Annotated in this window: 8 protein-coding genes and 2 pseudogenes; 9 read left to right on the forward strand and 1 reads right to left on the reverse strand. The window is 67.9% G+C overall.

All coding sequences use genetic code 11. The features are described from left to right. Positions 1–113: 113 nt before the first annotated feature. Positions 114–296: pseudogene (locus DMC18_RS01185) on the reverse strand (DUF2061 domain-containing protein); the annotation flags it as partial. 236 nt (positions 297–532) lie between these two features. Here DMC18_RS01185 and dnaN point away from each other — a divergent pair. The 9 genes and pseudogenes from dnaN to gyrB all read left to right on the forward strand — a co-directional run bounded on the left by dnaN (position 533) and on the right by gyrB (position 9,092). Next, on the forward strand, positions 533–1,651 hold the full coding sequence (gene dnaN, locus DMC18_RS01190) for a DNA polymerase III subunit beta (protein WP_110120418.1): 1,119 nt from the start codon (positions 533–535) through the stop codon (positions 1,649–1,651). Positions 1,652–1,818: 167 nt separating this feature from the next. Beyond that, complete coding sequence (locus DMC18_RS01195; RefSeq protein ID WP_110120417.1) at positions 1,819–2,106, forward strand: GIY-YIG nuclease family protein; 288 nt, start codon at positions 1,819–1,821, stop codon at positions 2,104–2,106. A 17-nt stretch (positions 2,107–2,123) separates the two neighbouring features. Then, on the forward strand, positions 2,124–4,067 hold the full coding sequence (locus DMC18_RS01200) for a S9 family peptidase (RefSeq protein ID WP_233245271.1): 1,944 nt from the start codon (positions 2,124–2,126) through the stop codon (positions 4,065–4,067). Next, positions 4,064–4,423 carry a hypothetical protein gene (locus DMC18_RS01205; RefSeq protein ID WP_110120415.1) on the forward strand — a complete coding sequence of 120 codons (360 nt, stop codon included), beginning with the start codon at positions 4,064–4,066 and terminating at the stop codon, positions 4,421–4,423. The genes DMC18_RS01200 and DMC18_RS01205 overlap by 4 nt, the downstream gene beginning before the upstream one ends. A gap of 31 nt (positions 4,424–4,454) precedes the next feature. Further along, positions 4,455–4,562: pseudogene (locus DMC18_RS26725) on the forward strand (hypothetical protein); the annotation flags it as partial. Positions 4,563–4,676: 114 nt separating this feature from the next. Continuing rightward, entirely contained in the window at positions 4,677–5,054 is a 378-nt protein-coding gene (locus tag DMC18_RS01215) for a VOC family protein (RefSeq protein WP_110120413.1), read from the forward strand. A 205-nt stretch (positions 5,055–5,259) separates the two neighbouring features. Then, positions 5,260–5,409: a hypothetical protein gene (locus tag DMC18_RS26470; protein ID WP_199228507.1), complete on the forward strand. Its 150-nt coding sequence runs from the start codon at positions 5,260–5,262 to the stop codon at positions 5,407–5,409. A 57-nt stretch (positions 5,410–5,466) separates the two neighbouring features. Next, on the forward strand, positions 5,467–6,645 hold the full coding sequence (gene recF / locus DMC18_RS01220; RefSeq protein ID WP_110132623.1) for a DNA replication/repair protein RecF: 1,179 nt from the start codon (positions 5,467–5,469) through the stop codon (positions 6,643–6,645). Beyond that, the gene (gene gyrB / locus DMC18_RS01225; protein ID WP_110120412.1) at positions 6,642–9,092 is read left to right on the forward strand and encodes a DNA topoisomerase (ATP-hydrolyzing) subunit B; all 2,451 of its coding nucleotides are present in this window, start codon (positions 6,642–6,644) and stop codon (positions 9,090–9,092) included. Before recF ends, gyrB begins: the two co-directional genes overlap by 4 nt. The last annotated feature ends 141 nt before the right edge of the window (positions 9,093–9,233 follow it).

A 9,233-nucleotide genomic window follows, 5' to 3' on the forward strand; every position in this document is an offset into this window, starting at 1 on the left:
CGAAAGCGGGGACCCAGGTGTTTTATCGTCGAGCGCCTCGCGTTTCAGAAAAAGCCTGGGCCCCCGCTTTCGCGGGGGTTTTACGGTTCAGGGGGCGAGCTTTATGCCGCCGCCGCTTTCTTCCCGACCTTCGTCCACACCCGTTCGTGGATGTTGAACGCAACCGTCTGGACCATCGGTTCGACGATCCCGACGGCCAGGGCCACGCGCCAGTCGCGGGTCAGGGCGTAGGCGACGGCGATGGCCACGGTCAGGTGCATGGTGGCGTAGGTGGCGGTCTTCAGGGCGAGGCGCATGGCTTTCAGCCTTAGTTGCGATTGATTATCAATATAAGCTATCGCCGAAACCGATCAAGAGGACAGGTTTTCAACATCCACCCCCGTGATCCACAGCCATGGCTTGCGCCAAAGGCCTTGCAGGCTCTTCCCAGAGGCAGGGATTGCGCTAATGTCCGTGGTCCATTGACGACGGGGCGGGCGCTCGGGGGGATTCTCTTGACGGCGACGGTTCCGCGTCCAGCCTGGACCGAGAAATGAAGCTTACCATCGAGCGGGCGGCGCTGCTGAAGGCGCTGGGTCACGTGCAGAGCGTCGTCGAGCGGCGCAACACGATCCCGATCCTGTCCAACATCCTGCTGTCGGCGGATGGCGACACGCTTTCGTTCTCGGCCACCGATCTCGACATGGAGATCATCGACGAGGGCCTGGCCCAGATCGACGTGCCCGGGCAGATCACCGCTCCGGCTCACACCCTGTACGAGATCGTCCGCAAGCTGCCCGACGGCTCGGACGTGTCGCTCAGCTTCTCGGGCGACGACCCGCGCCTGGTCATCCAGACCGGCCGCTCGCGCTTCAACCTGCCGGTGCTGCCGGCCGGCGACTTCCCGGTGATGAGCAACGAGGGCCTGTCGGGCCGCATCGCCGTCGACGTCAACGAGCTGATGCGCCTGATCGACAAGACCCGCTTCGCGATCTCGACCGAAGAGACCCGCTACTATCTGAACGGCCTCTACCTGCACACGGTCAACGAGGGCGGCGAGACCAAGCTGCGCGCCGTGGCCACCGACGGCCACCGCCTGGCCCTGGCCGAGATGCCGGCCCCCGAGGGTTCGGCCGGCCTGCCCGGCGTGATCGTGCCGCGCAAGACCATCGCCGAGGCCCGTCGCCTGCTGGAAGACGCCGGCGAGTCGATCGACCTGCAGGTCTCGCCCCAGAAGGTCCGCTTCGAGTTCGGCCGCGCCGCCCTGACCTCCAAGGTCATCGACGGCTCGTTCCCCGACTACATGCGCGTGATCCCCAAGGACAACGCCAAGATCCTGACGCTGGACAACGACCTCTTCGCCAAGGCCGTCGACCGGGTGGCCACCATCTCGGCCGAGAAGAGCCGCTCGGTGAAGCTGGCCATCGAGCCGGGCCGCATCACCCTGACCGTCCGCAACATGGAAGCCGGCCAGGCCGTCGAAGAGGTCGAGGTCGACTACGACGGCGAGCCCTTCGAGATCGGCTTCAACGCCCGCTACCTGCTCGACGTCTGCGGCCAGATCGCCGGCCCGCAGGCCGAGTTCCGCTTCGCCGACCCGGCCTCGCCCACCCTGGTGGTGGACCCGGTCGATCCGGGCGTGAAGTACGTGCTGATGCCGCTGCGGGTCTGATCGCGAACTCTGAGTTCGGTTCTTTCTTCCGTAAAATCCCCGCGAAAGCGGGGACCCAGGCTTTTTCTGAAACGCGTGGTGCTCGACGATAAAACACCTGGGTCCCCGCTTTCGCGGGGATTTTACGGAGTGGGGGAGGCGCGAAGGCGCACAAGCGGGGGCAGGTCGTGGCGTTCTACGTCTACATCATCGCCAGCCGCCGCAACGGCACGCTCTACATCGGCCACACCGACGACCTCGCCCGCCGCATCTGGGAGCACCAGGAGAAAGTCCGGCCGGGTTTCACCCGCAAATACCACGTCGGAATCCTCGTCTGGTACGAGGTCCATGACACCCGCGAGTCCGTCCTGATCCGCGAGCGCCAGATGAAGAAATGGCGCAGGCTCTGGAAACTGGAACTCATCGAACGCACCAACCCGGGCTGGCGCGATCTGGCCCAGGATCTGAACTGCTAGATCGACCGGAGACGCCCGTGAAGCCTCGCCTGCTCGCCCTGACCGCCGCCCTGGCGCTGTCGGTCTCCACCATCGCCCTGGCCCAGACCGCCCCCGTCGAGCGCCGCGAGATCGGCAATCAGATCCTCGAGAACGTGCCGGTCGCCGATCCGGCGATCCGCGAGGGCCTGGCGCGCTACCAGAACGCCCGCAGCGCGGCCTTCCAGGACTGGGCGGCCGACGGCGGCATGCTGATCGTCACACGCTTTGGCAACACCAACCAGATCCACAAGGTGGCCGGCCCCGGCGCCGACCGCAGCCAGCTGACCTTCCACGACGAGCCGGTCAGCGGCGTCCATACCTTGCCCACCGGAGAGATCCTGTTCTCCAAGGACACCGGCGGCGACGAGTGGTTCCAGCTGTTCGTCCGCGACGCCTCGGGCAAGGAGACCCAGCTCACCGAGCCGGGCACGCGCAACCAGTCGCCGGCCTGGTCGGGCGACGGCAAGGTGCTGGTCTGGAGCCGGGCGGCCAAGGGCTCGGCCAATTATGACATCGTGCTGCGCGATCCCTCCGCCCCAGGCGGCCGCCAGGTGATCTTCCAGGGCGACGGCCAGGTCTCGCCCATCGACGTCTCGCCCGACGGCAAGACCGTGCTGCTGGGCCGCTATTTCTCGATCGGGCAGTCCAAGCGCTGGCTGCTCGACGTGGCCACCGGCAAGACCACCGAGCTGAACCCGACCAAAGGCAAGATCGCCTATGACGGCGGCGTCTTCACGCCGGGCGGCAAGTCGGTGCTGATGCTGTCGGACGAGGGCTCGGACTTCATGCGCCTGGTCGAGTTCGATCTCGCCACCGGCAAGAAGGTCCTGGTCTCGGGCGAGCGCCCCTGGGACGTCGAGGACTTCAAGCTGTCCGCCGACGGCCGCGTGCTGGCCTATGTCGTCAACGAGGACGGCTATTCGAAGCTGGTGGTGCAGGACTTCCGCACCCGCCGCGCGCTGCCGCAGCCGGAGCTTCCGGGCGGGGTGGTGTCGAACCTGGCCTTCTCGGCCGACGGCTCCAAGATCGGCTTCTCCCTGGCCACGCCCACCACCTCCAGCGACGCCTGGAGCCTCGACGTGGCGAGCGGCCAGGTGACGCGCTGGACGGCCTCGGAGCTGGGCGGCCTGGACCCCGCGGCCCTGGTCGCGCCCGCGCTGGTGCGCTTCCCCTCGTTCGACAAGCGCTCGATCCCGGCCTTCGTCTACAAGCCCAAGCTGGCGGCGGGGCAGAAGGCGCCGGTGATCATCGACATCCATGGCGGGCCCGAAGGCCAGTCGCGGCCGGTGTTCAACGCCTTCCACCAGCATACGGTGGCCGAGCTGGGCGCGGCGGTGATCGTCACCAACGTTCGCGGCTCGTCGGGCTACGGCAAGACCTATCTCGACCTCGACAACGCCGAGAAGCGCGAGGACTCGGTCAAGGACATCGGCGCGCTGCTGGACTGGATCAAGACACAGCCGGACCTCGATCCGAACCGGGTGGTGGTCTACGGCCAGTCCTACGGCGGCTACATGTCGCTGGCGGTGATGACCCACTATTCCGACCGCCTGGCCGGCGGGGTCGAGCGCTACGGCATCAGCAACTTCGTCTCGTTCCTGAAGAACACCGAGGCCTATCGCAGGGATCTGCGCCGCGTCGAATACGGCGACGAGCGCGATCCCAAGATGCTGAAGGCCTTCGAGACCATCTCGCCGCTGAACAACGTCTCCAGGATCACCAAGCCGATGCTGGTCATGCAGGGCTGGAACGATCCGCGGGTGCCGAAATCGGAGTCCGACCAGGTGGTCGAGAAGCTGCGCGAGAAGGGCGTTCCGACCTGGTACGTGCAGTTCAAGGACGAGGGCCACGGTTTCCTCAAGAAGGTCAACAACGACCGCCGCCGCGAGGTCGAGACCCAGTTCCTGGAGAAGGTGCTGGGGACCGGCGCGGGTCAGTGAGCCGGGGAGGTCCCGCGGGCCTGCTGCGCGAGGAGCGCTTCGACGATCTCTTCGACCGCATGCTGACCCTGTGGGAGGCGATCGACTTTTCCGGCTGCGCGACCTGGTTCGAGCGGTCCGAAGCGGTCGCCGCGGCTTTCTCCTCGCTGGAGGCGGCCGTGGACCTGGCGGTGATGAACTCGGCCGTGCACCGGGCGATCGCGCCGGATGCGCCGTTCGAGGCTGCCGTGCGCGACCTGGTCGATCGCGATGTCGCGCGGACGATCTTCGAGGTCGAGATGCGCCGCGTGCTGTTGGGCGCGGCGGGCGTCTGGCGGCTGGCCGAGGTGGAGGTCGCGCGGGGGTATTTCGGGTAGGGGCGCGGTTCCTCATACCCCCAATCCTCGTCATCCCGGCCGCAGCGAAGCGGAGAGCCGGGACCCAGGGGCAACCGCAGTGCACCTGCCCCTGGGTCCCGGGTCTGCGGCCCGCTACGCGGTCCTCCGCCCGGGATGACGATATTGAATGTGCTGTGAAATCCGGTGGCGGAGTAGGGATTACCACGCCTCTTGACGCTCGCCGCCGCCCCGCGCCACCGTCCGTTTCATAAGAAAACGGGAGAAGGCCGCCATGGCGAAGATCAGCTACATGACCGTCGGTTCGAACGACCTTGAGAAGGCCAAGGCCTTCTACGACGCCCTGCTGGGCTCGATCGGCATGAAGCCCCTGTTCGAGCACCCGTCCGGCGGGCGGCTCTATCGCGGCAAGGGCGTGGGCATGTTCGGGGTGCTGGGGCCGTATGACGGCAATCCGGCCTGCATCGGCAACGGCATGATGGGCGGTTTCGACTTCGACACCCGCGAGGAGGTCGACGCCTTCCACGCCAAGGCCATCGAGCTGGGCGGCAAGTGCGAGGGCCAGCCGGGCGAGCGGATGCCCAAGGCCTATTTCGCGTACTTCCGGGATCTGGACGGCAACAAGCTGTGTGCGTATCGGCTCGGGGAGTAGGCCAGGGAACCTTCCCCTCTGGGGGAGGCGATCGCTTAGCGATCGGTGGGGGGGGAAGTTGGCCAAGGTTTCTAAAGCTGAAAACGGCCCCCCTCCGGCGCTTCGCGCCACCTCCCCCAGAGGGGGAGGATCTCTTGCGCCAAGCCCCCATTCCGCCGTGATGCGGGCGTAGCGCGGCGGTGTCGCTTCCGTTGGAGACACCCCCATGCGCCTGGCCTGGGACCGTATCGTCGTCGTGCTGCTGAGCGCCGGGGCCTGGGCCCTGGTGCTGGTCGCCGGACCTCACCTGCTGCACGGGCTGCGCGGCGCGCCGCGCCTGCTGGCGCATGCGGGCGGACGCCGCTGGCAGGGATAGGCGTCCAAGGTCAGGTGGGCGTTTGGCGTCCCGCGCGACCTGCCTTAAGAGACGCCCATGGCGTCCGCCACCATCGCCCGCCTGCGGCTCACCGACTTCCGATCCTACGAGCGCGCCGATCTCTCGACCGGCGGGCGCAGCGTCTACCTGTTCGGGCCCAATGGCGCGGGCAAGACCAACCTGCTGGAAGCCGTCAGCCTGCTGTCGCCCGGCAAGGGCCTGCGCGGGTCGAGCCTGGCCGAGGTCGGGCGTCGGCAGCCGGGCGAGGCCATGGGCCGGGCCTGGGCCGTGGCGGCCGAGATCGAGGAGGCCGACGGCGAGATCCTGAAGGTCGGCACGGGGACGGAAGCTGCCGGGGCCTCGCGCCGCATCGTCCGTATCGAGGGCGAGACCGTGCCGCCGGGCCGCCTGGCCGACCATGTGCGGCCCATGTGGCTGACGCCGGCCCAGGACCGCCTGTTCCTCGAGGCGGCTTCCGACCGCCGCAAGTTCTTCGACCGGCTGGTGTTCGCCGCCGAGCCCGCCCACGCCAGCCACGCCAACGCCTATGACAAGGCCCAGCGCGAGCGCATGCGCCTGCTGACCGACGCCGCCGACGGCGGGGCGAGCGCCGATCCGGCCTGGCTGACGGTGCTGGAGGCGCGGCTGGCCGGGGCCGGGGCGCTGATGGTCCAGGCCCGGGCGCGGACCCTCACCGCCCTGCAGGCCGAGATCGACAGCCGCGGCGACCGGCCCTTCCCCCAGGCCCGCCTGGCCCTGACCGGCGCCTGGGAGCAGATGGCCCTGGACGGCGCCGACGCGGCCGAGATCGAGCTTCAATTGGCCCAGGCGTTAGCCGCGGCAAGGCCGCGAGACGGGGCCGCCGGACGCGCCCTGACCGGCCCGCACCGGGGCGATCTGGCGGTGTTCCACGTCGACAAGGACCGTCCGGCCTCGGAATGCTCGACCGGGGAGCAAAAAGCGCTGATTTTGAACCTGGTTTTGGCCCAGGCGGCGAGACTTTCGCGTGCGGAATCCGCGCCGAATCCTATAGTGTTGCTCGACGAAGTCGCCGCGCATCTCGACCTCACCCGGCGAGCGGCTCTGGCCGACGAACTCACGGCGCTCAAGCTCCAGGCCTTCCTCACCGGCACGGACGAGTCGCTGTTCGACCATCTCAAGGGTCGGGCTCTGGGCGTTCGCGTCAGCGAGGCCGGTCTGACCCCCATTGAGTCTACGGCTCTGGAAGACGAATGACCGAGAATACCGAAGGCCAAGTCCCCGAAGTTCCCGAAGAAGCCGTCGCCGGCGAATATGGCGCGGACTCGATCAAGGTCCTCAAGGGCCTGGACGCGGTGCGCAAGCGCCCCGGCATGTACATCGGCGACACCGACGACGGTTCGGGCCTGCACCACATGGTCTACGAGGTGGTCGACAACGCCATCGACGAAGCCCTGGCCGGCCATGCGACCAAGGTCCAGGTGATCCTCAACGCCGACGGCTCGGTGACGGTCACCGACGACGGCCGCGGCATCCCCACCGACATCCACGAGGGCGAAGGCGTCTCGGCGGCCGAGGTCATCATGACCCAGCTGCACGCCGGCGGTAAGTTCGACCAGAACAGCTACAAGGTCTCGGGCGGTCTGCACGGCGTGGGCGTCTCGGTCGTCAACGCGCTGTCGGACTGGCTGGAGCTGCTGATCCACCGCAACGGCAAGGTCCACCAGATGCGCTTCGAGCGCGGCGACGCGGTGACCTCGCTGAAGGAAACCGGCGTCTCGCCGGTGCGCGACGACGGCCCCAAGGCCGGCGAGGTGCTGACCGGCACCGAAGTGACCTTCTTCCCCTCGAAGGACACCTTCGCCTTCATCGATTTCGACCGGAAGACCCTGGAGCACCGCCTGCGCGAGCTGGCGTTCCTGAACTCGGGCGTCACCATCTGGTTCAAGGACAACCGCGACGCCGAGCCGTGGGTCGAGAAGCTGTTCTACGAGGGCGGCATCGAGGCCTTCGTGCGCCACCTCGACAAGGCCAAGACCCCGCTGCTGAAGGCCCCGATCATCGTCAAGGGCCGCAAGGACAAGGTCGAGGTCGACCTGGCCATGTGGTGGAACGACAGCTACCACGAGCACATGCTGTGCTTCACCAACAACATCCCCCAGCGGGATGGCGGCACGCACCTTTCGGCCTTCCGCGGCGCCCTGACCCGGGTGATTTCGAACTACGCCGAAAGCTCCGGCATCCTGAAGAAGGAGAAGGTCAACCTGGGCGGCGAAGACAGCCGCGAAGGCCTGACCTGCGTGCTGTCGGTCAAGGTTCCCGACCCGAAGTTCAGCTCGCAGACCAAGGACAAGCTGGTCTCGTCGGAAGTGCGCCCGGCCGTCGAAAACCTGGTGCAGGAAGGCCTTTCGACCTGGTTCGAGGAGCATCCGAACGAAGCCAAGGCCATCGTCAGCAAGATCGCCGAGGCCGCCGCGGCCCGTGAAGCCGCCCGCAAGGCGCGCGAACTGACCCGCCGCAAGAGCGCGCTCGACATCACCAGCCTGCCCGGCAAGCTGGCCGACTGCTCCGAGCGCGACCCGGCCAAGTCCGAAATCTTCATCGTCGAGGGCGACTCGGCCGGCGGCTCGGCCAAGCAGGCCCGCAACCGCGACAACCAGGCCGTCCTGCCCCTGCGCGGCAAGATCCTGAACGTCGAGCGCGCCCGCTTCGACAAGATGCTGTCGTCCGACCAGATCGGCACGCTGATCACGGCGCTGGGCGCCGGCATCGGCCGCGACGACTTCAACCCGGACAAGGTGCGCTACCACAAGATCGTGCTGATGACCGACGCCGACGTCGACGGCGCCCACATCCGTACGCTTCTGCTGACCTTCTTCTACCGGCAGATGCCGCAGCTGATCGAGCGCGGCTACATCTACATCGCCCAGCCGCCGCTCTACAAAGCCGCCAAGGGCAAGTCCTCGCGCTACCTCAAGGACGACGCCGAAATGGACGCCTTCCTGGTGGACGAGGGCGTCGACGGGGCCGAGCTCGACCTGGTCTCGGGCGAGCGCCTGATCGGCCAGGACCTGCTGGCCCTGGTGCAGCTGGCCCGTTCGGCCAAGGCCAATGTCGATCGCCTGGCGACCCGCGCCCCGGCCTCGGCCATCGAGCAGGCGGCCCTTGCCGGCCTGCTGGGCGAGACGCCGGACGCCAACGCCGCCGCCACGCGCCTGAACCTCTACAACGAGGAGGGCGATGGCCCCTGGTCGGGCGAGCGCGGCGACACCGGCTTCGTCTTCAGCCGCGTGCGCCGCGGCGTGTCGGAGCGCATCGTGCTCGACGACGTGCTGCTGCACGCCGCCGACGCCCGCCGTCTGGCCGAACGCGCGGTCAAGCTGGCCGAGGTGTTCTCGGGCGTCGCCACCTTCCGCCGCAAGGACAAGTCGACCACGATCCGTGGGCCGCTCGACCTGGTGCAGGCGGTGCTCGACGCCGGCCGCAAGGGCCTGACCATCCAGCGCTACAAGGGGCTGGGCGAGATGAACCCCGACCAGCTGTGGGAGACGACGCTCGACGTCGACGCCCGCACCCTGCTGCAGGTCAAGGTCAACCACGCCGACGACGCCGACGACATGTTCAGCCGCCTGATGGGCGACCTGGTCGAACCGCGCCGCGAGTTCATCCAGGAAAACGCCCTGGACGCCGAAGTCGACGTCTGACGGCGAGCGCCTGAAGCGAGCTTGAAAGCCCTCCCGAGCCGGCCGGTTCGGGAGGGTTTTTCGTTTGGGGCGACTTTGAATTCACCTCTCCCATGGGGAGAGGGAGGGGCCCGCGCCGACAGGCGTGGGAGGGTGAGGGGG

The organism is Caulobacter sp. D5, from assembly GCF_003185805.1.
Classification (GTDB): Bacteria; Pseudomonadota; Alphaproteobacteria; order Caulobacterales; family Caulobacteraceae; genus Caulobacter.

Coding starts and splice junctions, on each gene's coding strand:
- dnaN (WP_110120418.1), top strand. CDS start 533: ATGAAGCTTACCATCGAGCGGGCGGCGCTGCTGAAGGCGCTGGGTCAC.
- DMC18_RS01215 (WP_110120413.1), top strand. CDS start 4,677: ATGGCGAAGATCAGCTACATGACCGTCGGTTCGAACGACCTTGAGAAG.
- DMC18_RS26470 (WP_199228507.1), top strand. CDS start 5,260: ATGCGCCTGGCCTGGGACCGTATCGTCGTCGTGCTGCTGAGCGCCGGG.
- recF (WP_110132623.1), top strand. CDS start 5,467: ATGGCGTCCGCCACCATCGCCCGCCTGCGGCTCACCGACTTCCGATCC.
- gyrB (WP_110120412.1), top strand. CDS start 6,642: ATGACCGAGAATACCGAAGGCCAAGTCCCCGAAGTTCCCGAAGAAGCC.